Source organism: Catenuloplanes niger (genome assembly GCF_031458255.1).
Classification (GTDB): Bacteria; Actinomycetota; Actinomycetes; order Mycobacteriales; family Micromonosporaceae; genus Catenuloplanes; species Catenuloplanes niger.
Window position 1 is genome coordinate 7418812 of sequence record NZ_JAVDYC010000001.1, and the last position, 24766, is coordinate 7443577.

Genomic DNA, 24766 nt, shown 5'->3' on the forward strand with positions numbered 1-24766 from the left:
ACACGAGCCGGAAAACCGGTGGCTCGCGCGGCGGCGGGGCGCGAATACTCCCGGCATGGGGTTCGAGAAGGCGCGCGAGATGTTCGAGGCCGGCCTGACCGGCGGTGACGAGGTCGGTGCGTCGTTCTGCGTGGTGCGGCACGGCGAGGTCGTGCTGGACCTGTGGGGCGGCCACGCGGACCGGGCGCGCACCCGCCCGTGGGAGCGCGACACGATCGTCAACGTCTGGTCCGTCACGAAGACCGTCACGGCGCTCATCACGCTGCTCGTCGCGGACGAGCACCGGATCGCGCCGGAGGAGCGGATCTCCCGGTTCTGGCCCGAGTTCGCGGCGGCCGGGAAACGGGACGTCACGCTCGCGCACGTGCTCAGCCACTCGTCCGGCCTGTCCGGATGGCGGGAACCGCTCGCCACCGAGGACCTCTACGACTGGGAGAAGTGCACGTCGCTGCTCGCCGCGCAGGAGCCGTTCTGGGCGCCCGGCACCGCGCCCGGGTACCACGCGGTCACCCAGGGATACCTGCTCGGCGAGGTCGTCCGGCGGATCACCGGTGACACCGTCGGCGCGGTCCTCGCCCAGCGCGTCCCGGCCGACTTCCACATCGGACTGCCGGCGGGCGAGGACGCGCGCGTCGCCGAACTGGTGCCGCCGGAGACGCCGCCGTTCAGCGGCGGCGACCTGACCGAGATCCAGCGCAACGCGGCGCACAACCCGCCGATCCCGCCGGAGGTCACCGCCACGCGCGCCTGGCGGGCCGCGGAGATCCCGGCCGGTGGCGGGCACGGCAACGCCCGGTCGGTCGCGCTGGCGCTGTCCACGCTGACCGACCCGGCCCGGGAGCACCTGACGGTCCAGGCCCTGCGGGAACACTCCGCCGGTACGGACCTGGTGCTCGGCATGCCGATCCGCTGGGGTCTCGGGTTCGCGCTCGGCGAGACGTTCCTGCCGCGTCCGCGCACCATGTGCTGGGGCGGGTCCGGCGGCGCGTTCGTCGCGGTCGACCTGGACAGCCGCGCGGTCCTGGCCTACGCGATGAACCGGATGTCCGGCGAGGTCACCGACATGCGCGGCCTGCTGCTGGCGCTGGCCGCGTGGGAGTCACTGGACTAGCGGCGGCAGCAGCGCCGCGATCTGCGCGATCGCGGCGCGCGCCGCGTCGAACACCGCGAGCTTGCGGACGAAGTTGTGCGGCAGGCCCGCGTAGCGCACCGCGGTCGTCGGCACCCCCGCCTCGAGCAGTGCCTCCGCGTACCGCTCCGCCTCCGGGCCGAGGATGTCCAGCCCGGCGGAGATGACGATCGCCGGCGGCAGTTTCCGCAGGTCGGCGGCGAACAGATCAAGATCCTCGTGGGTACGGACCGGCGCGTACACGTCCCAGAAGAAGCGCATCTCGTCGCGGTGCAGCCCGAACTCGTCGAGCGGCGGATAGTCCGTCGCCGGCGAGATCACCGGGCAGATCAGCACCTGCGCCGCGACCGGGCGGCCCGCGTCGCGCTCCCGTCGCGCGGCCGCGGCCGCGAGGTGGCCACCGGCGGAGTCGCCGGCCAGCACGATCCGGCGGCCCTCCGCGCGCACCCCGGCGACGGCCCGGGACACGTCGTCCAGCGGCGCCGGGTAGGGGTGCTCCGGCGGGCGCCGGTAGTCGACGGACAGCACCGGGCAGCCGGTCGCGGCGGCCAGCGTGCGGCACAGCCCGTCGTGCGTGTCCAGATCGCCGAGCGCCCAGCCGCCGCCGTGCGCGTAGACGATGACCGCCGGGCCGTCCGCGCCGTAGCGGCGGCCACCCGGCACGTCCGCGACCGGCACCGACGGCCCCGGGCCGACCTCGTCACGCGTGGCGGCGCGCATGCTCTCCCGTACCGCCGGAAGGTTGTCGATCGTCAGCGGGGCGCGGCGTTGCAGTCGCAGCGCGGCGGCGGCCTGTGGATGCACGTCTCCGAGACTATGCTCACCCGCATGGCTGAGCTGCCCGTGCTGCCGGAGGACTGGGAGCGGTGCCTGGCCGTGGTCGCGCACCCCGACGACATCGAGTACGGCAGCGCCGCCGCCGTCGCCCGCTGGACCGCGCAGGGCAAGACCGTGTCCTACCTGCTGGTCACGCGCGGCGAGGCCGGCATCGACGCGATCCCGCCGGAGCGGGCCGGCCCGCTCCGCGAGGAGGAGCAGCGCCGCGCGGCCCGCGTGGTCGGCGTCGACGACGTGGTCTTCCTGGACCACCCGGACGGCGTGGTCGAGTACGGTCCGGCGCTGCGCCGCGACATCGTCCGGGAGATCCGCCGGCGGCGGCCCGACGTGATCGTCACCGGCGCGTTCGGCGTCCGCGCGTTCGGCGGCATGACGAACCAGGCCGACCATCGCGCGGTCGGGCTGGCCACCCTGGACGCGGCGCGCGACGCCGGCAACCGCTGGATCTTTCCGGGTGAGGGCGGTGAACCCTGGGGCGGCGTGCGCTACGTCTGCGCCGACGGCGAGGACACCCCCACCCACGGCGTCGACGTCACCGGCGAGCCGCTGGAGCGGGGCATCGCGGCCCTGGAGGCGCACGCGGCGTACCTCGCCGGGCTCGGTGCGGACACCGGCGCACCACCGGCCCGGCAGCTGCTGACCTGGGCCGCCCACCGGGCCGGCCCGGCGATCGGGGCGACGGCGGCGGTGCTCTTCGACGTGCACGCGCTGCGGTTCGACGGTCCACCGCCCTGGGCGGAGTAGGGCACCGCCGGCCGGCTGCCCAGTAGCATCGGCGGATGGCGCACTTCTTCGAATCGCTGGTCGACAGGAAGATCCGTGAGGCGCTGGAGCGCGGCGAGTTCGACAACCTGCGCGGCGCCGGGAAACCGCTGCCCGGCCACGGCGGCGACTACGACGAGGACTGGTACGTCAAGGAGCTCGTCGAGCGTGAGCAGGTGGGCGGCGCGGTGCTGCCCGGCACGCTCGCGTTGCGCAAGGACATCGAGGACCTGCCGCGGACGCTGACCCGGGTGCGGCAGGAGCGCGACGTCCGGCGGATCGTGGCGGAGCTGAACGAGCGGATCGCCGACAACCACCGCGGGCTGCTCTCCGGACCGCCGACGACCATCAAGCGGCTGAACACGGAAGAGATCGTGCGCGATTGGCGCGAGCGCATGCGGTAGGCTTGCGCGTCGGGCATCTCAAGGCACGCTAAATAAAGGCGCGCCGCCCGTTGCATATTAGACTTACAGGGGGCGGTTTTGTCAAGCACCGTGGAGCAGCAATCTTCACTGGGTGAGGAACAGGCCTACCTCGACGGGCTCTATCGCCGGCTCGACGGCATGCGCTCCGAGGCGTCCGCGCGGCTCGCCGAGAAGATGAAGGAGTCGGGCGGCACCCCGCAGGAGCGGTCCCAGCGGGACAGCGCGGTCACCATGTACACCGACCAGGTCACGGTCCTCGGCGCGGTGGAGAACGGGCTCTGCTTCGGCCGGCTCGACTTCGAGGACGGGGCCGAGAAGCGGTACGTCGGGCGCATCGGGATCTTCGACGACCGGGGCGACTACGAACCGCTGCTGGTGGACTGGCGTGCCCCGGCGGCCCGCCCGTTCTACCTCGCCACCGCGGCCGCGCCGCTCGGCGTGATGCGCCGCCGGCACATCCGCACGGCCGGCCGGGACGTGGTCGCGCTCGACGACGAGGTGCTCGACCTGGACGACGCCGGGACCGGGGCGCACGACCTGACCGGTGAGGCCGCGCTGCTGGCCGCGCTGGACGCGCGCCGGACCGGGCGGATGCGGGACATCGTCGAGACGATCCAGGCCGAGCAGGACCGGATCATCCGCGCGGACCTGTCCGGCACGCTGGTCGTGCAGGGCGGGCCCGGCACCGGCAAGACCGCGGTCGCGCTGCACCGCGCGGCGTACCTGCTCTACACGTACCGTCAGCAGCTGTCCAAGCAGGTCGTGCTGATCCTCGGCCCGAACCCGACGTTCCTGCGGTACATCGGCCAGGTCCTTCCGTCGCTGGCCGAGACCGGCGTGCTGCTGCGCACGCTCGGCGGCATGTTCCCCGGGGTGAACGCGCGCCGCGCCGAGCCGGACGAGGTCGCGGAGATCAAGGGCCGGGCCGTGATGGCCGACGTGATCGCGGCCGCGGTCGCGGACCGCCAGCGCGTCCCGGACGAGCCCGTCGAGATCAATGTCGAGGGCGAGACGCAGCTGCTGCTGCGGCCGGCCACCATCCGCGCGGCCCGCGACCAGGTCCGCCGCACCGGCAAGCTGCACAACCTGGCCCGCCCGGACTTCGACACCGAGATCATTCACGCGCTGTCGCTGCAGTTGGCGGAGAAGATCGGCACCGACCCGTACGCGAACGACTCGCTCGGCGGCGAGGACGCGCCCGGCGACCCGATCATCTTCGACGAGGCCGACCTCGCCCAGATCCGCCGCGAACTGCGTCGCGAGCCCGAGGTGCTGGCCGTGCTCGACTGGCTCTGGCCGGTCCTCACGCCGCAGCAGATCGTCGCCGGCCTCTACGCCTCGCTCTCCCGGATGACCGCCGCCGCGTCCGGACTGCTCACGCTGGACGAGCAGGAGGCGCTGCTGCGCGAGCCGGAGGGCGGCTTCAGCCCGGCCGACGTACCGCTGCTGGACGAGGCCGCGGAACTGCTCGGCGAGGAGGAGAACTCCCGGCGCGAGCGCGTCGCCGAACTGGAGCGGCTGTTCCAGCTGGAGTACGCGCAGGGCGCCATCGACATCGCGCTCGGCTCGCGCAGCGTCGACCTGGAGGACGAGGACGACCCCGAGCTGCTGATGGGCACCGACCTGCTGGACGCCGGCCGGATGGCCGAACGTCAGCAGTTCGACGCCGCGCTGACCGCCGCGCAGCGCGCCGCCGCGGACCGGACCTGGGCGTTCGGGCACGTCATCGTGGACGAGGCGCAGGAACTCAGCCCGATGGCCTGGCGGCTGCTCATGCGCCGCTGCCCGAGCCGCTCGATGACGATCGTCGGCGACGTCGCCCAGACCGGCGACCTCGGCGGCACCTCGTCCTGGGACGACGCGCTCGCACCCTACCTGGACCGTCGTTACCGCCTCGCCGAGCTCACCGTCAGTTACCGTACCCCCGGCGAGATCATGGACGTCGCGGCCGCGGTCCTGGCCCGGGTCAATCCGGACCTGGCCGTGCCCCGCGCGGTCCGGCACACCGGCTTGCCGCCGTGGCGCCTGACCGGCGACCTGACCACGCTGGCCAAGGCGGTGTCGGAGTGGTCCGGCGACGGGCGCCTCGGCGTCATCGTCCCGACGTCGCTGCTCGGCGAGGCCACCGCGGCGCTGCCCGACGCCGCCTCCGGTGTCCGCGCGGACCTGACCAGCCCGGTCGTCGTGCTCACCGTGCGTCAGTCCAAGGGGCTCGAGTTCGACGCGGTCATCGTCTACGACCCGGACCGGATCGTCGCGGAATCACCGCGCGGCGACGGCGACCTCTACGTCGCGCTGACCCGCGCCACCCAGACGCTGGGGCTCGTCGCACCGGGACCGATCGAGTCGCTGCCCGGCTAGGACGCGCGGGCCCGTTTCCGGCGCGGTCCGCATGCTCCGGCGGCCGCCTGTAAGAACGCGGACGTATCAGATACAGGAAATCGAATACCTCGATACGTTCCCCTCCGGGTCCGGTACTGCGCCGGGCCCGGAGGGGGGTTACATCCATGCGACTCACCACACCGACCCGCCGGCTGCGGTCCGCGGCCCTGATCGGCGGGGCCGCGCTCAGCCTGGTCCTGACCGGGTTCGGCGCACCCGCCGCCGCGGTGCCGGCCGACTCGGCCGCCGCGCCGGTCTCACCGCACACCACCGGCGCGGACGACAACGCGCCGCCGCGCGCCGTCGTCCCCGCACGCGCGGCCACGGCCGCCGGCGGAGCCGGGTTCTCCGGCACCACCGGCTCCGGCGCGCTCACGCCCAGCACGTCACCCGCGGTCACCGGCGCGCGGGCACCGGGCGCCGGGCTGTCCGGCGGCTTCGGGGCGGACAGCGTGATCGGCACCGACAACCGCACCCGGGTCAACCCGACCACGACGTACCCGACCAGCGCGATCGTGCAGATCATCCGCGTCGACGGCAGCACCACCTGGGGCTGCACCGGCTGGGTCTACGGGCCCAACATCATCGCGACGGCCGGGCACTGCGTGCACCCGGGCGGCGGTGCCGACGGCGGCGGCGGCAACGGCTTCTACCCGCGCGCCAACTACACGATCGTCCCGGCGCGCAACGGCGGCACCAACCCGTACGGCACCTGCACCGCGACGCAGCTGATGTCCGTCAACGGCTGGATGGCCGACGGCAGCGCCGACTACGACTACGGCGCGATCCGGCTGAGCTGCAACGCGGGCGCCAGCACCGGCACGTTCGGCTTCTGGTGGCAGAGCGCGTCGCTGAACGGCACCGCGACCACCGTCTCCGGCTACCCCTGCGACAAGACGTTCGGCGAGCAGTGGCGGCACGCGGGCATGTCGGTGACGTCCACCGCGGCCCGTCGCGTCTACTACCAGAACGACACGGCCGGTTGCCAGAGCGGCGCACCGGTCTACCAGAACCGGGCGGCCGGCAGCTCGTTCTGCGTCGGCCAGTGCACGATGGCGATCCACGCCTACGGCGGGTCCAGCAACTCCGGCACCCGCATCACCGAGCCGGTCTACAACAACCTCATCTCCTGGCGCGGCTGACCGCACCCGAGGGGGCTCGCCCGCACCGGGCGGGCCCCCTCCGCCGTCCGGGCCGCCGTTCGCCGGCTCGCCCCGCATGCGGTCGCGCGGATCGGCGCCGGTCCGCTCACCGCGACCCTGCCGCGATCCGGAAGGCGGCCACCAGCCAGCCGCCACGGGTGGCTGGCAGCTGCTCCCGGTACCGGTGGCTGGGACACGCTGTCCGGAGCCGGTGGCCGGGACCGGTGGCTGGCACCGGCTGTGCGGAACCGGTGTCCCGGCGCCGCCCGTCCGACCGGTAGACCCGGCTCGTCCCCGACCGAGGAGGCTCCCGTGCGTGTTTCCCGCCCGATGACAGTGATTCTGCTGGCGGCGGTGCCGCTGCTGCTCGGTCTCGCGCTGGTCGTCGCCGACGGTGACAGCCCGTTCTCCGACACCGGCCCGCCCGCCCCACCGGCCGGCCCGCCGGTCACCGGCACGGTCGCCGGCGTCGTCACCGACAGCGGCGGGGCCCCGGTCCCCGGCGTCAGCGTCCAGGTCGCGTCCCTGGACGACCCGCCGCTCCCGATCCCGGAGACCGGCGTGATCACCGGCACCGACGGCCGTTACGAATGGCGACTGCGAGCCGGCCGCTACGAGTTCACCGCGGTCACCGCCACCACCCGTGCCACCCTGCCGGTGACGGTCGTCCCCGGCGAGACCGTCACCCTCGACCTCCCACTGACCTGAACCCGGCCGGGCCGCTTCACGCGTTCCGAGAGGGGCTACGTCGATCTGAGCGGCTGTGTGACTGCCCGGACGGCGGGCAGCCTCGCGCCACCCGGCCGGCGGGCCGGGTGGCGTGGTGCCGGTGGGTTACCAGGTGTGCGAGCGGAACCAGGAGCGTGCCGCGCGGGTGTTCAGCAGCAGCAGGTAGAGGGCCGGGCCGGCCAGGCCGGACGCCTGGGACGGCTCGCCGGTCGACGCGACCGTGACCGCGACGCCCGCGACGGCGACCAGGCTGAAAATGATCATAAGGACGCGTGCCCACTGGCGGCCGCGCTGCAGCTTCCGTCCGATGACGAACGAGAGCAGCGCCGACGTCGCCAGTACGCCGGCCACCACGTAGGACACCGGGGTCAGCCGGGCCGGGTCGACGAACTGCTCGTCGCCCGCGAACAGGTCCGCCGGTGCCACCCACAGGATCAGCGCGACGCCCGCCAGCTGCACCAGCCCGCCCAGGTAGTGCAGGATCGCCAGCACGTGCACGCTCGGCGGCGCCGACCGCCGCATCGGCTGCTGCATCGGCACGGCCGGGTACGCCGCGTAGTGGGGCTGCGCATATCCGTACGACATCGTTCGGCTCCTCGTGATCGGGGTCCGCAACAGCTTCGCGAAGCGCCGCCCCCGCCGAATCCCCGAAACATGCCAGCCGGCCGGAAAGCGCCGGATCCCGCTCAGGTGCGGCAGCGATCCGGGCTGTAGAGGTGGCTGTCCGGGAACGCGGACGCGGTCAGCGCGGGACCGACCACGATCACGGCGGTCCGCCGGATGCCGGCGTCGTGGACCAGCGGCGCGATCGTGTCCAGCGTGCCGCGGAGGATCTGCTCGTCGGGCCGGGACGCCCGGGCCACCACCGCGACCGGGCAGTCCGCGCCGTAGTGCGGGATCAGCTCGGTGACCAGGTGGTCGATCCGCTGGACGGCCAGGTGCAGCACGAGCGTGGCGCCGGACGCGGCCAGCGTGGGCAGCTGCTCGCGCGGCGGCATCGCGGTGGCGCGCTCGGCGGTGCGGGTCAGGATCACGGTCTGCGCGACCTCCGGCACGGTCAGCTCGCGGCGCAGGCTGGCGGCCGCGGCGGCGAACGCGGGCACGCCGGGCACCACGTCGTACGGGATGCCGGCCGCGTCCAGGCGGCGCATCTGCTCGGCCATCGCGGAGAAGACCGACGGGTCACCGGAGTGCAGCCGGGCCACGTCGTGACCGGCCGCGTGCGCCGCCACGAGCGCGTCGACGATCTCGTCGAGCGACATCCGGGCGGTGTCGATCAGCCGGGCGCCGGGCGGGCACCAGGTGAGCATCTCCGGCGGGACCAGACTGCCGGCGTAGAGGCAGACCGGGCTGGCCGCGATCAGGTCGCGGCCGCGCACGGTGATCAGGTCGGCGGCGCCCGGGCCGGCGCCGATGAAGTGCACGGTCATGATCTGCGTACCGTCCATTGGGTGACCGGGAGTGCGGGACGCCAGGCGGTGAAGCCACCGACCGCGCCGGCGCGGGATATCTCGATGCGGGTGAGGTCGCCGCCGAGCGTGTCGCGCGCGGCCGTGACCACGCGCTCGGACTCGAGCGTGACCGCGTTGACGACCAGCCGGCCGCCGGGGCGCAGCGCCGCCCAACAGTGATCGATCATGCCGGGTGCGGTGACGCCGCCACCGACGAAGATCGCGTCCGGTGGTTCCAGGCCGGCCAGCGCGGCCGGTGCCGCTCCACGGACCAGGACCAGCGACGGTACGCCGAGCGCCGCCGCGTTCCCGGTCAGGCGCGTGGCCCGCGCCTCGTCCGCCTCGATCGCCACGGCCCGGCAGGACGGGGCGGCGCGCATCCACTCGATCGCGATGCTGCCCGCGCCCGCGCCGACGTCCCAGAGCAGCTGGCCGGGGATCGGGGCCAGCCGGGCCAGCGTGATCGCGCGGATCTCCCGCTTGGTGAGCTGTCCGTCGTGCTCGTAGGCGTCGTCCGGCAGGCCGGGGACCGTGGGCAGCAGCGCCGCGTCCGGGCCGGCGACGCAGCGGACCGCGAGCACGTTCAGCGGCGCGGCCTCGGCCAGCGGCCAGCCGGCGGCGGTGCCGGTGACGACCCGTTCGTCCGGCCCGTCCAGGTTCTCCAGCACGGTGAGCGCGCTGTCGCCGTACCCCCGGGCGGTCAGCAGCCCGGCCACGGCGGCGGGCGAGCGGCCGTCGGCGCTCAGCACCAGCAACCGCCGGCCGGGTTGGATCGTCGCGTGCAGCGCGTCGAGCGGCCGGCCGACCACGCTCACCACCGCGGTCTCCTCGACCGGCCAGCCCAGCCGGGCACAGGCCAGGGAGATCGACGACGGGTGCGGCACGACCCGGAAGGCGCGTGCGCCGGCCAGCCGGGCGAGCGTGCCGCCGATGCCGAAGTGCATCGGGTCGCCGCTGGCCAGCACGCACACCGCGCGGTCCGCGAACGAGTCCAGCAGCCCGGGCAGCGCGGGCATCAGGGGCGACGGCCACGGTACGCGGTGCGCCGCGATCTCCGCCGGGATCAGCGCGAGCTGCCGGTCGCCGCCGAGCAGCACGCCGGCGTCGGCGATCACGGCCCGGCCGGCGGGCCCCAGCCCGTCCCAGCCGTCGGCCCCGATCCCGACCACGGTGACGCTCACGCCGGGCCGCCCGGGCCGCCCGGGCCGCGCTGGTCGCCCGGGCCGCGCTGGTTGCCCGGGCCGCGCTGGTCGCACGGGCCGCGCTGGTCGCACGGGGCCGGCGTGGTGCACCCGCCGGTCCGCCGCGAGGCCGTCGCCGGGCGGCTGCGGCCGGCGCGGCGCGGGGTGCTCGGTGCGCCGCTCATCGGACGTTGCCCAGCACCCGGGTCAGGGTGATCTCGAGGATGACGCGGTTCGGGTTGACCCGGGGGACGCGGTAGCGCTCGGCGTAGCGGCGTTCCGCGTCCGCCACGAAGTCCGGCTCGGTGCGCACCCGCGCGCGGCCCTCGACCGTCGACCAGCGGCGGCCGTCGACCGAGCAGAGCGCGACCGTGCCGGTGGCCGCGGCGTTGCGGGCCTTCGTGCTGGTGGCGGACGTGAGCACCAGCGCGGTTCCGGCCGCCCAGTTGATCACCGCGCCGACCGGGGTCACGTGCGGTGTGCCGTTCGGGCGCAGCGTGGTGAGCGTGCACAGGTGCCGCTCGGTCCAGAACTCCCGGAACTCGTCCCCGATGTCCGCCGGACCCCGCCGGCGCTGCACGCTGCTCACCGCACGAACAGTGCCAGACCGCCCACCCGCCGCTCACCCGGCCCCGCACCCCGGTGACGCAGCACCCAGCCCACCGCACGCGCGCTGCCCGCCCCGGCATGTGCTCAGCCCGGCTCCGCGTCCCGGTGACGCAGCAACCCGTTCGTCGCGCGCGTGCTGTCGGCGCTCGCGTCCGGTGACGCGGCATCCGTTCGGCGTGTGCCGCTCGCCCGGCCCCGCGTCCCGGTGACGCAGCAACCGGTTCGTCGCGCGCGTGCTGTCGGCGCTCGCGTCCGGTGATGCGGTAGCCGCTCGGCGTGTGCCGCTCGCCCGGCCCTCGCGTCCCGGTGACGCGGCATCCGCTTCGTCGCGCGCGTGCTGTCGGCGCTCGCGTCCGGTGATGCGGTAGCCGCCCGGTGAGTGCCGCTCGCCCGGCCCTCGCGTCCCGGTGACGCGGCATCCGCTTCGTCGCGCGCTGCTCGCCCGGCCCCGCGTCCCGACGACGAGGCGCCGAGCTGGGCGCGTGCCGGGTTCGCGTCCGGGGAGGCGTCCGGTGCGCGGCATCCGCCGGCAGGCGGGTGCGCCGGGGCTGTGGGACGCGGCGCCGGCCGGCTCCGGTGTGGTGGAACCCGGCGCGCGGCGCCGGTGCGCGGCGGTCTCGGCGGGATCGCGCCGGATTCCGCCGTCGCCGGGTTGCGGCGTCAGTTGTTGGGGCGGCGGCCCGGGCGGGGGTAGAAGCCGCGACCGGGGCGGATCAGGCGGCGGCGCGGGCCGCCGGGGACCGCGCATGACGGCACGCCACGGTCGCCGACCGCGATCTGCGCCCGGCGGCGGCCCGGGATGACCGCGGCCGCGTCCGGCAACGCGGCGCCGTCGCGTGGGGCGGGCGCCGGGTCGCCGTCGCGGGACGCGGCACCGGCCTCGTGCGGGACGGCCGGGCCACGGGTGGCCGCGGCGGCGCGCGAGCCGATGTCACCGGCACCGGCACCGGCACCGGGATCACGGGAACCGGTGTTGCCGGCGGAGGCAGCCCGGGAACCGGTGCCGCGGGCCGAGGCACCCTGCGAAGCGGTATCGGCGGCGCCCCGAGCAGCGGCACCGGAAGCAGCGGCACCGGAAGCAGCGGCACCGGAAGCGGTGTCGCCCGAAGCGGTGGCGTTGGTGGTCGCCGGGGCCGGGGTGCCGGCCGCGTCGGTCTCCGGCGTCTCGGTGATCTCGGTGTCCTCGCCGTCGGCCGGCCGGGTGAGCAGCAGCACGCCCGCGATCGCCAGCACGCCACCGGTGGCCGCCACACCGCCGCCGGCGACGCCGCCGACGAACCGCTCGTCCAGCAGCAGCATGCCGATCACCGCGGACGCGACCGGGTTCGTCAGCGACACCGTGGCCAGCGGCGCGCCGAGCCCGCCGTCGCGGTACGCGGCCTGGGAGAGCAGCACCCCGGCGGACATGAACGCGGCCAGCGTGAACGCGGCGGGGGACAGGATCGCGAGCGGGCCGGAGGAGGTGACCTGCAGCGACACGGTCTGGGTGAGCGCGGACGAGCAGGCGAACGCGATGCCGGACGCGACCGCGTAGAGCAGCCCGGACGACGTGGCCGCGTGGATCTGCCGGGCCAGCAGCGTCAGGCCGAGCACGACTCCGCCGCCGAGCATGGCCACGGTCAGCACCTCGGTGGAGTCCAGCTCCCGGGCGCTGCCCATCGGCGCGGTGATGACCAGCAGGCCGAGCCCGGCGATGGTGAGCGAGGCGCCGCGCCAGTGCACGGCGGCGACCCGGCGGCCGATCACGGCCGCGCCCATCGGCAGCGCGAAGACCAGCGTGAGCAGGCCGAGCGGCTGGACGATGCTGAGCGGCCCGTACGCGAGCGCGCCGACGTGCAGGCCGGCGCCGGCGCCGTTGAGCGCCACGGAGAGCCACCAGTGCGGGATGCGGAGCGACGCGAGGATGCCGGTGCCGTGCGCGGCCACCCGCTCCTGGACCACCGCGCCCGCGGCGTAGGCGCTCGCGGAGGCGATGCTGAGCGTGATGGCTATCGCCAGGGCGTTCATATCGCTGACCAGACCGGACCATGCGTCGTCATGCTCTCAACGATCCCCCATTGATCGGCGGCAGTCGTCCGGATAACGAGTGATTGTTGCGTAGAGCACGTGTCATACCTCAGATTGTGACCATCATCCTTGAGGATGACGTCGCCTCAGTCCCACTCGTGCACCGGACGGTTCGTGTGCATGTGGTCCAGGTAGCGGCCGAGCATCTCGTGCAGCGCGTCGGTCCGCGAGAGGTTGGCGCGGTCCTCCAGGTCACGCACCGTCTCGACCTGCCAGGTGGCGCCGTTCGCGGAGGCCAGGCAGCGCGCCTCGATCACGCCGAGCAGCCGGTCGCGTTCGTCCGCGCGGACGCCCCAGGCGTCCAGCCCCTGGTGTGCCAGCGGCAGCAGCCGGCGCAGCACCAGCTCGGTGACCGGCAGCGTGCCCGCATCCGGCCAGTAGACGGACGCGCCGATGCCGTGCCGGGACGCGGCGTGGAAGTTCTCCTCCGCGGCGCCGAAGGACATCCGGGACCAGAGCGGGCGTTCCGCCTCGGCCAGCGCACGGACCAGCCCGAAGTAGAACGCGCCGTTCGCCAGCGTGTCGACCACGGTCGGGCCGGCCGGCAGCGTCCGGTTCTCCACGCGCAGGTGCGGTACGCCGTCCACGACGTCGTACACCGGGCGGTTCCAGCGGTAGATGGTGCCGTTGTGCAGGCGCAGCTCGGGCAGGCTGGGCGTCTCGCCGCGGGACAGCGTCTCGACCGGGTCGTCGTCCTCGCAGACCGGCAGCAGCGCGGGGAAGTACCGGACGTTCTCCTCGAACAGGTCGAACACCGAGGTGATCCACCGCTCGCCGAACCACACGCGTGGCCGTACCCCCTGGGCCTTGATCTCTTCTGATCTGGTGTCCGTGGCCTGCTCGAAGAGCGGGATGCGGGTCTCCCGCCACAGCTCCCGGCCGAGCAGGTAGGGGGAGTTGGCGCCGAGCGCGACCTGCACGCCCGCGATGCTCTGCGCCGCGTTCCAGTACGCGGCGAAGTCGTCCGGGCTGACCTGGAGGTGGAACTGGGTGCTGGTGCAGGCGGCCTCCGGCACGACCGTGTCCGCGGTCAGCTCCAGCCGTTCCGCGCCGTCGATCCGGATGTCCAGGTCCTCGCCGCGGGCCGCGAAGATCTGCTCGTTGAGCAGCTGGTAGCGCGGGTTCACCGAGAGCGACTCGAGCGTGAGGTGCTCCGGCCGCAGCGTGGGCAGGATGCCGATCATCGCCATCCGCGCGCCGACGGCCCGGGCCTTGGACTCGGCCTCGTTCAGGCTGTCCCGGAGATGCTTCTCGAAGCCGGTCAGTCCGCCCTCGGACAGCGCCAGCGGCGGTACGTTTATCTCGATGTTGAACTGGCCCAGCTCGGTCTGGAACGCCGGGTCCGCGATCGCGGCGAGCACGTCCGCGTTGCGCATGGCCGGGTCCGCGCCCGGGTCCACCAGGTTGAACTCGATCTCCAGGCCGGTGAGCGGCCGCTCCGCGTCGAAGCGGTGCTCGGCCAGCATCTCGGCCAGGACGTCCAGGCAGCGCCGGATCTTCTGCCGGTACCTCGCACGGTCCTCGCGGGTGAACTCCCGCGGACCGACCTCCTCGCCCATGAGCGCCGCCGCCTTCCAGAAACGTCCCAGGCACCTCTTATTACGATCTGCTACTCATCATTTCCAACCGGGGGAGGAATCATGCGACGCGCCGCGTTGTCCCTGTTCTCGATCGTGGCGATCGCCGAGGCATGCTCCTGGACCGGGCTGCTCATCGGCATGTTCTTCAAGTACGTGGTGGTCGGCAACGAGATCGGCGTGAAGATCTTCGGGCCGATCCACGGCGCGCTGTTCACCGCCTACGTGGTGCTGACCCTGGCGGTCGCCTGGCTGAACCGGTGGCGTTGGACGACCGCGCTGGTCGCGCTGGCCTGTTCGATCCCGCCGCTGGCCACGCTCGCCTTCGAGCGGTGGGCGCGGCGCCGGGGACTACTGCAGAACCACCCACAGCGTCACGGCGAGCCCGATGATGACGAGGCCGGCGGCGGCCTGGAGCAGCATGCCAGGGCCGAGGTGTGACCAGATGGTCGGCGGGTGCGGGACGATCACCTGCTGCGTGGTGATGTTGACGATCCGCTCGACCCGCGGCTGAAGCTGCGGGTCCTTCTGCGGGCGCACTCTGACCTGGATGTGGTCCTGCCGGAGGATCGTGCTCTGGCCGACGTGGCCGTGCAGCTCCATCTCGTAGAGCTGGCCGTCGTCGCCGCGGATGCGCATCGGCGTGACCAGGAACTCCGGCCCCTTCTTCAGTTCCTTGAACTTGCGCCGTGTCGCGCCGCTGCCGGCCGCGCCGCGCACCAGCGAGAGCAGCGCGGTGCCGACCAGCTGGGCCGTGGTCGCGGCCACGAAGACGAGCATCAGGATCGGCTGGTCGACCTTGAGTTCGCGGGTGTAGCCGGCGAGGTAGTTGAGGAACCGGCCGGTCACCACGGGACCGAATCGGCGGACGACGGGCTCCGGGAAGAGCTCCTTGTCCCAGACTGCCTCGGGCATGGGTGTCACTCCGTTTCTGCTGCCACCGATGGAACGCCGGATGAGCGTGGCACCCTTCGATTCTACTTTTCGTAGCCGATAGGCGACATTGAGTGAATCGCGCGTGAGAACAAGCTCCAACAACCCCAAAACGCCCACACGGTACGGGTACGCCGCGCGCGGATGGGCCTTTCCGCCGCGCCGACCCCCGGTTTCGAGGGAAGATATCGGGCATAGGCCGCGGATCATCTGGGGGAACAGTGCTGAGCAGCCACTCGTACATCAATCCGGAGAGCGTCTTCGCGCAGACGGCGCTGGAGATGGTGGCGACCCACGGACCGGAGAACGGGGCCTCGGACGACACCATGTGTGACCGCTGCCAGCAGCCGCTGCCCTGCCCGCCGGTGCGCAACGCGATCCCGGTGCTCGAGGCGGCGGGCCTGCCGGTCTACCCGGCCGGCAGCGCCGAGGCGCGCCGTGCCGCGGCCGAGGCGGCGCTGGGCCGCACGGCCGGGCCGCCGTCCGGTGCCACGCTGCCCGGCGCCTCGAGGTCCACGCTCCCCGGCCTGCCCGAGGCGACGCTGCCCGGGCTGCCGGAGGGCGCGCTGCCCGAGGATGCGCTGACCGGCCGGTCCGAGGGTGCGGTGCCGGAGGGGGAGCCGGTCGAGGCGGCCGTGGGTGCGCCGGCCGCAGACCGGAGTGCGCCCACGTCGCCGGCCGGCCCGCCGACATGGCCGGACCCGACCTCGGTGCGCGCGGTCGCCTGACCCGCGGCTACTCCGCGTCGGTCCGCAGCGCCGCCCAGACGACCTTGCCGCCGTCGGGCAGCGCCAGGCTGCCCCACGCCTGTGACATCTCGCCGACCAGCAGCAGGCCGCGGCCGCCCGGCGTGTGCGGGTCCGGGTGGGTGGGCACGGCCGGCCGTGGGCTGCCGTCGCGCACCGCGAGCAGCAGTTTTCCGTCCGCGATCGCGAGCGTCATGTCCATCGGGGTGCCGGCGTGCCGGACCGCGTTCGTGACCAGCTCGCTGGCGATCACGCAGGCGGTGTCCGCGACCGCGGGCACGTTCCACCGGGTGCAGGCGTCGACGACCAGGTGCCGGGCTGCCCGACTGGAGTCCGCGACCGGCGGCAGCGAGGCCCGGACCGTATGGTGCGAGGGCTGGGCTGTCATCACTGGCGACGGTCTTCCCGCTCGGCGGTACGCGTTCGTAGCAGGCGACCAATACCCACGATGACGGAACGTGAAACAATCCGTCATAAAGTAACTTTGAGTGCTTTCTTGATGGCTCGTCGTATCTGAGGTTTCGCTGAGGGCGGAGGGCCGATCCGGGCCCTCCGTGGCTAGCGTTGACCGCATGACGGGGGAGACCACACCGCCGGTCGGGCTGCGCGCGCTCGCGCCCCACCTGCGCTCGCACTGGCCCACGCTGACGGTCGTCGCGCTGCTGTCCATGCTGGGCGCGGCCGCCTCGCTGGTCCAGCCGCTGCTCACCCGCGACCTGCTGGACGCGATCGGCGCGTCCGAGACGATCGGCGGCCTGGTCGTGCTGCTGGCCGTGCTGGTGCTGGCCGCCGCCGGCATCAACGCGGTCCGGGACTACCTGTTGCAGCGCACCGCCGAGGGCGTGGTGCTCGGCACCCGCCGCCGGCTCGCCCACCACCTGCTGCGCCTGCCGATCGCGGAGTACGACGCCCGGCGCACCGGCGATCTGCTCTCCCGGGTCGGCGCGGACACCACGCTGCTGCGCGCGGTCGTCACGTCCGGGCTGTTCGACATCGCGGCCGGCGTGGTGATGGTGGTCGGCGCGATCGTCGCGATGGCGTTGCTCGATCCGCTGCTGCTCGGCGTCACGCTGCTCGCGCTGGTCCTGGGCATGGGCATCGCGATCACCGCGTCCCGGCGGGTGCGCGCGCTGTCCCGCGCCACCCAGGCCCGGATCGGCGAGATGACCTCCACGGTGGAGCGGGCGATCTCCGCGGCGCGCACGATCCGGGCCGCCCGCGCCGAGGGGCGCGAGGCCGACCTGGTGGTGGCGAGCGCCGAGGGGGCGTACGCGGCGGGTCTGCGGGTGGCCCGGCTGCAGGCGCTGATCTCCCCGGTGGCGACCACGGCCACCCAGGGCGCGTTCCTGGCGGTGCTGGGCGTGGGTGGCGCGCGGGTCGCGGCCGGCGACATCACGGTCGGTGACCTGGTGGCGTTCATCCTCTTCCTCTTCTTCCTGGTGATGCCGCTCGGCCAGGCGATCGGGGCGTACACCCAGCTGCAGACCGGGCTCGGCGCGCTGGAGCGGATCGAGGAGGTGCTGCGCATCCCGGCGGAGGAGAACGGTGCCGACGCCACGGGCGCGGCCCCCGGCCGTACCGCGGTGGAGTTCGAGGGCGTCGGTTTCGGCTATCCGGCGGCGGACGGGCCGGTGCTGAGCGACGTCAGTTTCACCGTGCCGTACGGGACGCGGACCGCGCTGGTCGGTCCGTCCGGCGCGGGGAAGTCCACGCTGCTGGCGCTGGTCGAGCGGTTCTACGAGAGCACGGCCGGCACGATCCGGGTGGACGGGCGGGACGTGCGTGAGCAGAGCCGCGACGCGCTGCGGTCCCGGCTCGGCTACGTCGAGCAGGAGGCGCCGGTGCTGGCCGGCACGATCCGGGAGAACCTGCTGCTGGCCGCGCCGGACACGGACGACGCCCGGCTGCTGGAGGTGCTGGAGTCGGTCAACCTCACCGGCATCGTCACGCGCACCGGCCTCGGGCTGGACGCGCAGGTCGGCGAGGGCGGCGTGCTGCTGTCCGGCGGCGAGCGGCAGCGGCTGGCGATCGCCCGCGCGCTGCTCACCGACGCGCCGATCCTGCTGATGGACGAGCCGACCAGCAACCTGGACGCGCGCAACGAGGCCGCGCTGCGCCGCGCGATCGACGCCGCCGCCGCGACCCGCACGCTGCTGGTGGTGGCGCACCGCCTCTCCACGGTCGTCGAGTCCGACCAGATCGTGGTGATGGAGTCCGGGCGGGTGGTCGCGACCGGGCGGCACGAGGAGCTGGTGGAGTCGAGTCCGCTCTATCGCGAGCTGGCCGCGCACCAACTGTTGGTTCCGGAGGCGGAGTCGCTCCGGTCCGGCGCGGCATGGTCGGGTCGGAAACCGGGCTGATCTGACCGGTGCCCCTCACCACTCTGCGGCGTGATGAAGTAGCGTTTCGCACCATGGGTGTGTCGTCACGGTTGAAGAGCCGCTTCCAGAAGTTCCTGCAGCGCCCAGGGACGACCGTCGATCTCGCGCCGCTGCAGAAGCGGCTGCCGGCGGTCGAGGCGCTGGAGGAGGAGCTCAAGGAGCTCGACGACGCCGAGCTGACCGAGCGGGCCGGCGCGGCGGACGAGATCGTCGAGATCTGCGCGATCGGCCGTGAGGCCGCGCGCCGGGGCCTCGACCAGCGGCCGTACGACGAGCAGGTGCTCGGCGTGATGGCGCTGCTCTCCGGCAAGGTCGCCGAGATGGCCACCGGCGAGGGCAAGACGCTGACCGCCGCGATCGCCGCCTACGGCCACGTCCGCCAGGGCCGCGGCCCGGTGCACGTGCTGACCGTCAACGACTACCTCGCGGCCCGCGACGCGGACTGGATGCGCCCGGTCCTGACGCTGCTCGGCCTCACGGTCGGCTCGGTCACCGAGGCGTCCACGCCGGAGGAGCGGCGCGCCGCCTACGGCTGCGACGTCACCTACGTCTCCGTCTCCGAGGCCGGCTTCGACTACCTGCGCGACCAGCTCGTGGTCGACATCGAGGACCGGGTGCAGCGCGAGCTGTCCACCGCGATCGTCGACGAGGCCGACTCGATCCTGATCGACGAGGCGCGCGTGCCGATGGTGCTGGCCGGCACCGTGCCCGGCGAGCAGGACCCGGTGCACGCCGCCGCCGCGCTGGTCAAGGGCCTGCGGCGGAACCGCGACTACGAGATCGCGGAGGACGGCCGCAGCGTCGCGTTCACCACCGAGGGCACCGAGAAGATCGAGAAGAAGCTCGACGGCATCGACCTCTACGCCGACGAGAACTTCGACCAGCTCTCCGCGCTCAACGTGGCGCTGCACGCGCACGCGCTGCTGCACCGCGACGTCGACTACATCGTGCGCAACGGCGCCGTCGAGCTGGTCGACGAGTCGCGCGGCCGGGTCGCGCAGCGCCGCCGCTGGCCGGACGGGCTGCAGGCCGCGGTCGAGGCCAAGGAGGGGCTGTCGGCGACCAGCGAGGGCGAGGTGCTGCAGACCATCACGGTGCAGTCCTTCATCGCGCTCTACAAGACGGTCTGCGGCATGACCGCCACCGCGGTGCTCGTCGGTGACCAGCTCCGCGAGTTCTTCAAGCTCGAGGTCGCGGTCATCCCGCCGCACAAGCCGAACATTCGCGAGGACCTTCCCGACCGCATCTTCGCGACGCGGCAGGAGAAGGAGGACGCGCTGGTCAAGGAGATCCAGGAGGCCCACGAGACGGGCCGCCCGGTGCTGATCGGCACGCGCGACGTGAAGGAGTCGGAGAGCCTGGCCGCCGCGCTCGAGGCCGCCGGCGTCCCGTGCGTGGTGCTGAACGCGAAGAACGACGCGGAGGAGGCGGCGATCATCGCGGAGGCCGGCAAGCGCGGCGCGGTGACCGTCTCCACCCAGATGGCCGGCCGCGGCGTCGACATCCGGCTCGGCGGCAGCGACGAGGCCGACCACGACGAGGTCGCCGAGCTCGGTGGGCTCTACATGATCGGCACCGGCCGGTTCGACAGCGGCCGCATCGACGACCAGCTCCGCGGCCGCGCCGGCCGGCAGGGCGACCCGGGCACGTCCGTCTTCTACGGCAGCCTGGAGGACGACCTGATCGTCCGGAACGCGGGCGACATGATCCCGCCGTCGCCGCACATGGACATGGACGGCGTGGTCACCGACGAGCGGGTGGACTACGCGGTCGGGCACGCGCAGCGCGTCGCCGAGGGCGTCGGTCACGAGATCCACCGCAACACCTGGCGCTACAACGTGGTCATCGAGCAGCAGCGGGCGGCGCTCTCCGAGCGTCGCGAGCGCCTGCTCACCACGGACGTCGCGGCGGACATGCTGCGGTCGAAGTTCCCGGAGGAGACCGCGGAGGTCGACGACGAGGTGCTGAGCAAGGTCTCCCGGTCGATCGCGCTCTACCACCTCGACCGGCTCTGGGCCGAGCACCTGTCCTACCTGTCCGAGGTGCGGGAGGGCGTGCACCTGCGGGCGCTCGGCAAGCTGGACCCGCTGGACGAGTTCCACCGGGCCGCGGTGCCGGCGTTCGGCAAGATCATGCCGGAGATCGAGGACCGGACGGTCGACACGTTCGCCGAGATCGACGAGGTGACCGACACCTGGGAGCCGGCCCAGGCCAACCTGGTCCGCCCGTCCGCGACGTGGACGTACCTGGTGCACGACAACCCGTTCGGTTCCGAGCTCGACCGGCTCATCGCCGCGGTCGGCCGTCGCCTCGTCACCGGCCGGAAATAAACGACATACCACGCTCGGGTGAAGCCCGCCTTGTCCGGTATTGAGCCGGTAAGGCGGGCTTCGTGCTGTCTCACTCATCACCCACCGCATCGCGGGTAGAAGCCCAGCGTGATGTGGTTGCCGCCTCATGAAAATTCTCAGAATCCGTTAATCCTTCTGTGGCTACCGGTGCGTACATCGTGGCGAACCCAGCAGGCGTGCGGATGAGCCCCGCGCGCCGGCCGGTTCACGCAGGTTCCGAGTTCGACCGGGCGATGGGGACAGCAGGAATGACCGTGGGTTGCGCGAAACGACTTCATAGCTGAGGCCGTACGAAGAACGCGCTGGCCGTCAGGGATCCGGCCGCGCGCAACGGTGGTGGCGCGAATGCAGAAGATCGAGGAGCGATGGCTAAACGCAAGCAGGTTCAACGGTCCACCCGCGAGACCGGTCCCGTCGTGGCCCCGGCTGACGGCGAGAAGAAGAAGGGCATGTCGGCCGGGATGTCCTGGCTGATCATCGGTCTCGGCGTCGTCGCCTCGCTGTGGGCCATCGGCGCGCTGACCAACGCGGGCGTCGTCCCGGCCGCGTACCTCTTCGCGTACCTGGACTTCTACGCCGGCGTGGTGGTGCTGGTGTCCCTGTCGATCACGGTCATGGTCGGCCTGGCCGCCACCGACCGGCTGATCCTCACGCCCAAGCACCGGGTGCTCGTCCAGGGCGTGCACCGCACCACCGGCACCATCGCTGTGTCGTTCCTGCTGCTGCACGTCATGGTGAAGATCCTCGAGGCGCACGCGTCCGTCATCGACCTGGTGATCCCGTTCCTCAACCCGAACACGCTGTACGTCGGCATGGGCACCATCGCGGCGTGGTGCCTGGTCGGCACGTTCTGGAGCGGCGTCGCCCGGGTCAAGTTCGCCGGCAAGGGCAAGCCGTGGATGTGGCGCGCGGTGCACTCCGTCGGGTACCTCGCCTGGCCGCCCGCGCTCGGCCACGGCCTGCTCGCCGGCCGCGCGGCCGCCACCTGGGTCGTCGTCTCCTACATCCTCTGCGTGGTCGGCGTCGTCATCGCGATGCTGGTCCGGGTGGTCGGCGTCTACAACAAGCGCATCTCGCAGCCGAAGGCCGTGCCGTCCGCCGCGAAGGCCGCCGGCAAGGCACAGGCCGGACCGCTGGAGGCCGCGAACGGCGCTCGTGCCACCGGGAACCGCCCGATGTACCGCGGCGCGGTCCGCAACCAGCCGTCCGCCGACGAGTCGCTCAGCGCGCCGCGCGGCGCCGCCTGGGGTGGCTTCTCCGACGAGGGCGCCGAGCAGCGCCGCCAGCGCCAGTCGCCGCTGCCGGTGAACGCGCTGGAGGAGACGCAGCTGATGTCCAAGATCTCCCGGGACGTGGTGGAGGAGGCGGAGGAGCTGGTCCAGGCAGCGGCCCGCCGGGCTCCGGCCACGGCCACGCTGGACGAGGACCTGATCGAGACGCGGCCGGTCCGCCGTACGCCCGCGCCGCGCGAGCCGGAGCCGGTCGACGACTACGAGGACGAGGCGCCGCGCCGCCCGGGCCGCCGCCCGCTCGTCCCCGAGCTGGTGGAGGAGGAGACCCCGGCCGTCCGCCGGCCCCGCCGCCCCGCGCCGCCGGTCGAGGACGACTACGACGAGGCGCCGGTGCCGGTTCGCCGCGCCGGACGTGACCCGGAGCCGGAGTTCGACGACGACTACGAGGACGAGGCCCCCGCGCCGCGCCGCACCCGCCGGCCGACCGCGGAGGCCCCGGGCAAGCCCGCGCCGCGCCGGTCCCGGCGTACCGAGGACGAGGAGGAGTTCGGCGAGGCGCAGATCTCGGCCGCGGCCACGCCGCCGCGGCGGACCCGCCGGGCCGTGGAGGAGCCGGAGGAGACCGTCGCGCCGCGCCGCGCCCGCCGGGCCGCGGAGGACGACGACGACGCGTACGTGACCGGCGAGTACGAGACCGTGTCCCGCCGCAGCCGCCGCGCCGCCGTGGACGAGGAGGACGAGGTCGCGGCCGCCACCGCGCCGCGCCGCGCCCGCCGCGCGGTCGAGGAGGACGAGGAGGACGAGGTCGCGATCGCCACCCGGCCGCGCCGCGCCCGCCGCGCCGTCGAGGAGGAGGACGAGGAGGACGCCCGCCCGCGCCGCTCGCACCGCGCCACCGAGGACGTGGAGCCGGAGGTGGCCGAGGTCGCCGCGCCGCGCCGGGCCCGCCGGGCCGTCGCACCGGAACCGGAGGAGGAGGAGGCGGTCGTCGACGAGTACTGGCGCCCGCCGGCGAACCCGGTCAGCCGGTACGAGGCGGAGGAGACCCGCCCGGACTTCAACGGCGACGACACCCCGACGCTGGTCGACCTGACCGCCCGCCGGGCCGCCCGTTCGGCCCGTCCGGCGAAGGACGCCAAGACCCGCCGCCCGGGCCGCGCCGCCGCCGACGAGGTCTCCGACGAGGAGTTCTGGGCGCGCATGCGTGGCGAGGCCAAGTAGAGTCGCTTTCTCTTCCCGGGGGAGCCCACTCCCCGCACGACCCGTACAGCACGTGAAGGAGACAAGCGGTGAGCACAGGCGTTGTGCCTCCGGTGGGGTGCATCGGCCCGGCCCGGTTGACGGCGGGATTCGAGGACTTCGGCCGTCTGGACCTCTATGCCCACCTGGAGGTCCACGGCGATCTGCGCCCGCTGTCCGCCGACGATCTGATCGACCTCGCCGAGAAGATCAAACTCACCGGCCGCGGTGGGGCGGGCTTCCCGTTCCACCGCAAGGTGAAGGCCGTCGTCGAGTCCGCCGACCGGCAGGACCGCGCGCCGGTCGTGGTGGTCAACGCCACCGAGGGTGAGCCGCCCTCGTGGAAGGACAAGATGCTGCTCACCCGGGCACCGCATCTGATCCTGGACGGGGCCGCGCTCGCCGCGTGGGCGCTGGAGGCCGAGGAGATCGTCATCGGCGTGGCCGACGACGGCGTCGGCCAGAGCTCGCTGGAGGAGGCGCTCGCCGAGCGCCGCATGCCGGCGCCGACCCGCATCGTGACCGTCCCGCACCGGTTCATCGCGGGTGAGGGCGGCGCGCTGGTCCGCGGCATCAACGGCGAGGCGCACATCCCGCCGGGCATCAAGCAGCGCTCGTCGGAGAGCGGCGTCAACGGCCAGCCGACGCTGCTGTCGAACGCGGAGACGTACTCGCAGATCGCGGTCGCGGCCCGGCTGGGCCCGGAGGAGTACGCCGCGGTCGGCACGAAGAAGGAACCGGGCACGGTGCTGCTCACGGTCGGTGGCTCGGCCGCGCAGCACATGGTGCTGGAGTGCCCGACCGGCGTGCCGCTGCGCGAGGTGCTGGACATCTGCGGCGCCACCGAGGGCCCCGGCATCCTGGTCGGCGGCTACCACGGCAAGTGGATCACCTGGGAGAACGCGCAGAAGGCGGAGATCTCCCGGGAGAGCTTCGCCGCGATCGGCGGCACGCTGGGCGCCGGCATGATCATCCCGCTGGGCAACGACACCTGCCCGCTCGGCGAGGCCAGCCGGATCGTTCGCTACCTGGCCGGTGAGTCCGCCGGTCAGTGCGGCCCGTGCCGGCTCGGCCTGCCCGACGTGGCCAACCAGTTCCAGCTGCTCACCGCGTCCGGTTCGGCCGCGGCCGAGCAGGCGGTGCGCAACGCGGCCGGCATGGTCCGCGGCCGCGGCGCGTGCAGCCACCCGGACGGCACGTCCCGGTTCGCGCTCACCGCGCTGGAGGTCTTCGCCGAGGACATCAAGCGGCACCGGCTGGGCGAGGGCTGCGGCAAGCCGGTCAAGAAGCTGCTGCCGATCCCGAACGAGCTGCCCGGCGGCCCGAGCATCGGCAAGCTCAAGCTGGACTGGGCGCGCTGCGACGGGCACGGCCTCTGCGCCGAGGTCTTCCCCGAGCTGATCAAACTGGACGGCAACGGCTACCCGACGTTCCCGGACGCGCCGGTGCCGATCTGGCTGGAGTCGGCCGCGAAGAAGGCGATCCTGGTCTGCCCGGCGCTCGCGCTGCACCTGGACAAGGGCGGCAACGACCGGGACAAGGGCAAGCCGAAACCCGCGCCACGGCGGCGCTGAGTTTAGGGATCCGGCAGCT

21 protein-coding genes are annotated in these 24766 nt (G+C 73.5%); 12 read left to right on the top strand and 9 right to left on the bottom strand.

Translation table 11 applies throughout. From position 1 onward, the window contains the following. Window positions 1-55 precede the first annotated feature (55 nt). Window positions 56-1111: a serine hydrolase domain-containing protein gene (locus tag J2S44_RS32410; protein WP_310421594.1), complete on the top strand. Its 1056-nt coding sequence runs from the start codon at window positions 56-58 to the stop codon at window positions 1109-1111. Here the strand turns inward: J2S44_RS32410 and J2S44_RS32415 are convergent. Further along, window positions 1100-1933, bottom strand: coding sequence for an alpha/beta hydrolase (locus J2S44_RS32415; RefSeq protein WP_310421598.1), 834 nt, complete (start codon window positions 1931-1933; stop codon window positions 1100-1102). The two genes, J2S44_RS32410 and J2S44_RS32415, sit on opposite strands and share 12 nt — an antisense overlap. Window positions 1934-1957: 24 nt before the next feature. Here J2S44_RS32415 and J2S44_RS32420 point away from each other — a divergent pair, with 24 nt between their 5' ends. From J2S44_RS32420 to J2S44_RS32440, 5 genes are all read left to right on the top strand, one after another. Then, window positions 1958-2710, top strand: coding sequence for a PIG-L deacetylase family protein (locus tag J2S44_RS32420; protein WP_310421601.1), 753 nt, complete (start codon window positions 1958-1960; stop codon window positions 2708-2710). A 35-nt stretch (window positions 2711-2745) separates the two neighbouring features. Then, entirely contained in the window at window positions 2746-3132 is a 387-nt protein-coding gene (locus tag J2S44_RS32425) for a DnaJ family domain-containing protein (protein ID WP_310421604.1), read from the top strand. A 90-nt stretch (window positions 3133-3222) separates the two neighbouring features. Next, window positions 3223-5514, top strand: a complete 2292-nt coding sequence (locus J2S44_RS32430) for a HelD family protein (RefSeq protein ID WP_374727927.1) — start codon at window positions 3223-3225, stop codon at window positions 5512-5514. 146 nt (window positions 5515-5660) lie between these two features. After that, window positions 5661-6677 (top strand): trypsin-like serine peptidase, encoded by a 1017-nt coding sequence (locus J2S44_RS32435; RefSeq protein WP_310421608.1) that lies wholly within the window; start codon window positions 5661-5663, stop codon window positions 6675-6677. A gap of 330 nt (window positions 6678-7007) precedes the next feature. Further along, complete coding sequence (locus J2S44_RS32440; protein WP_310421612.1) at window positions 7008-7385, top strand: carboxypeptidase-like regulatory domain-containing protein; 378 nt, start codon at window positions 7008-7010, stop codon at window positions 7383-7385. A 126-nt stretch (window positions 7386-7511) separates the two neighbouring features. Here the strand turns inward: J2S44_RS32440 and J2S44_RS32445 are convergent, their stop codons facing one another. From J2S44_RS32445 to J2S44_RS32470, 6 genes are all read right to left on the bottom strand, one after another. Beyond that, entirely contained in the window at window positions 7512-7991 is a 480-nt protein-coding gene (locus tag J2S44_RS32445) for a hypothetical protein (protein ID WP_310421616.1), read from the bottom strand. A gap of 101 nt (window positions 7992-8092) precedes the next feature. Beyond that, window positions 8093-8854 carry a precorrin-4 C(11)-methyltransferase gene (gene cobM, locus J2S44_RS32450; protein ID WP_310421619.1) on the bottom strand — a complete coding sequence of 254 codons (762 nt, stop codon included), beginning with the start codon at window positions 8852-8854 and terminating at the stop codon, window positions 8093-8095. Further along, window positions 8833-10038 (bottom strand): precorrin-6y C5,15-methyltransferase (decarboxylating) subunit CbiE, encoded by a 1206-nt coding sequence (cbiE, locus tag J2S44_RS32455; protein WP_310421622.1) that lies wholly within the window; start codon window positions 10036-10038, stop codon window positions 8833-8835. The genes cobM and cbiE overlap by 22 nt, the downstream gene beginning before the upstream one ends. Before the next feature lie 181 nt (window positions 10039-10219). Then, window positions 10220-10627: a TIGR03618 family F420-dependent PPOX class oxidoreductase gene (locus J2S44_RS32460; protein ID WP_310421624.1), complete on the bottom strand. Its 408-nt coding sequence runs from the start codon at window positions 10625-10627 to the stop codon at window positions 10220-10222. 680 nt (window positions 10628-11307) lie between these two features. Beyond that, a complete protein-coding gene (locus J2S44_RS32465) occupies window positions 11308-12654 on the bottom strand; it encodes a DMT family transporter (RefSeq protein ID WP_310421627.1) in 1347 nt (448 codons plus the stop codon). A 146-nt stretch (window positions 12655-12800) separates the two neighbouring features. Continuing rightward, a complete protein-coding gene (locus J2S44_RS32470; RefSeq protein ID WP_310421631.1) occupies window positions 12801-14273 on the bottom strand; it encodes a glutamate-cysteine ligase family protein in 1473 nt (490 codons plus the stop codon). An 81-nt stretch (window positions 14274-14354) separates the two neighbouring features. Between J2S44_RS32470 and J2S44_RS32475 the strand changes: the two genes are divergently transcribed. Next, window positions 14355-14732: a DUF3817 domain-containing protein gene (locus tag J2S44_RS32475; RefSeq protein ID WP_310421634.1), complete on the top strand. Its 378-nt coding sequence runs from the start codon at window positions 14355-14357 to the stop codon at window positions 14730-14732. On the opposite strand, the gene J2S44_RS32480 is transcribed toward J2S44_RS32475, so the two are convergent. After that, window positions 14643-15206: a hypothetical protein gene (locus J2S44_RS32480; protein ID WP_310421636.1), complete on the bottom strand. Its 564-nt coding sequence runs from the start codon at window positions 15204-15206 to the stop codon at window positions 14643-14645. The two genes, J2S44_RS32475 and J2S44_RS32480, sit on opposite strands and share 90 nt — an antisense overlap. Window positions 15207-15445: 239 nt before the next feature. On the opposite strand from J2S44_RS32480, the gene J2S44_RS32485 reads away from it, so the two are divergent. Beyond that, window positions 15446-15952: a hypothetical protein gene (locus J2S44_RS32485; protein WP_310421638.1), complete on the top strand. Its 507-nt coding sequence runs from the start codon at window positions 15446-15448 to the stop codon at window positions 15950-15952. A 7-nt stretch (window positions 15953-15959) separates the two neighbouring features. Here J2S44_RS32485 and J2S44_RS32490 read toward each other — a convergent pair whose 3' ends face one another. Continuing rightward, window positions 15960-16358 carry an ATP-binding protein gene (locus tag J2S44_RS32490; protein WP_310421641.1) on the bottom strand — a complete coding sequence of 133 codons (399 nt, stop codon included), beginning with the start codon at window positions 16356-16358 and terminating at the stop codon, window positions 15960-15962. Between the two features lie 184 nt (window positions 16359-16542). Between J2S44_RS32490 and J2S44_RS32495 the strand changes: the two genes are divergently transcribed. The 4 genes from J2S44_RS32495 (at window position 16543) to J2S44_RS32510 (ending at window position 24747) form a co-directional block, all read left to right on the top strand. Continuing rightward, the gene (locus J2S44_RS32495; RefSeq protein ID WP_310421644.1) at window positions 16543-18330 is read left to right on the top strand and encodes an ABC transporter ATP-binding protein; all 1788 of its coding nucleotides are present in this window, start codon (window positions 16543-16545) and stop codon (window positions 18328-18330) included. A gap of 53 nt (window positions 18331-18383) precedes the next feature. Next, a complete protein-coding gene (gene secA2, locus J2S44_RS32500; protein WP_310421645.1) occupies window positions 18384-20681 on the top strand; it encodes an accessory Sec system translocase SecA2 in 2298 nt (765 codons plus the stop codon). A gap of 386 nt (window positions 20682-21067) precedes the next feature. After that, the gene (locus J2S44_RS32505; protein WP_310421648.1) at window positions 21068-23155 is read left to right on the top strand and encodes a hypothetical protein; all 2088 of its coding nucleotides are present in this window, start codon (window positions 21068-21070) and stop codon (window positions 23153-23155) included. Between the two features lie 68 nt (window positions 23156-23223). Further along, window positions 23224-24747: an NADH-ubiquinone oxidoreductase-F iron-sulfur binding region domain-containing protein gene (locus J2S44_RS32510; RefSeq protein WP_310421651.1), complete on the top strand. Its 1524-nt coding sequence runs from the start codon at window positions 23224-23226 to the stop codon at window positions 24745-24747. Window positions 24748-24766 lie beyond the last annotated feature (19 nt).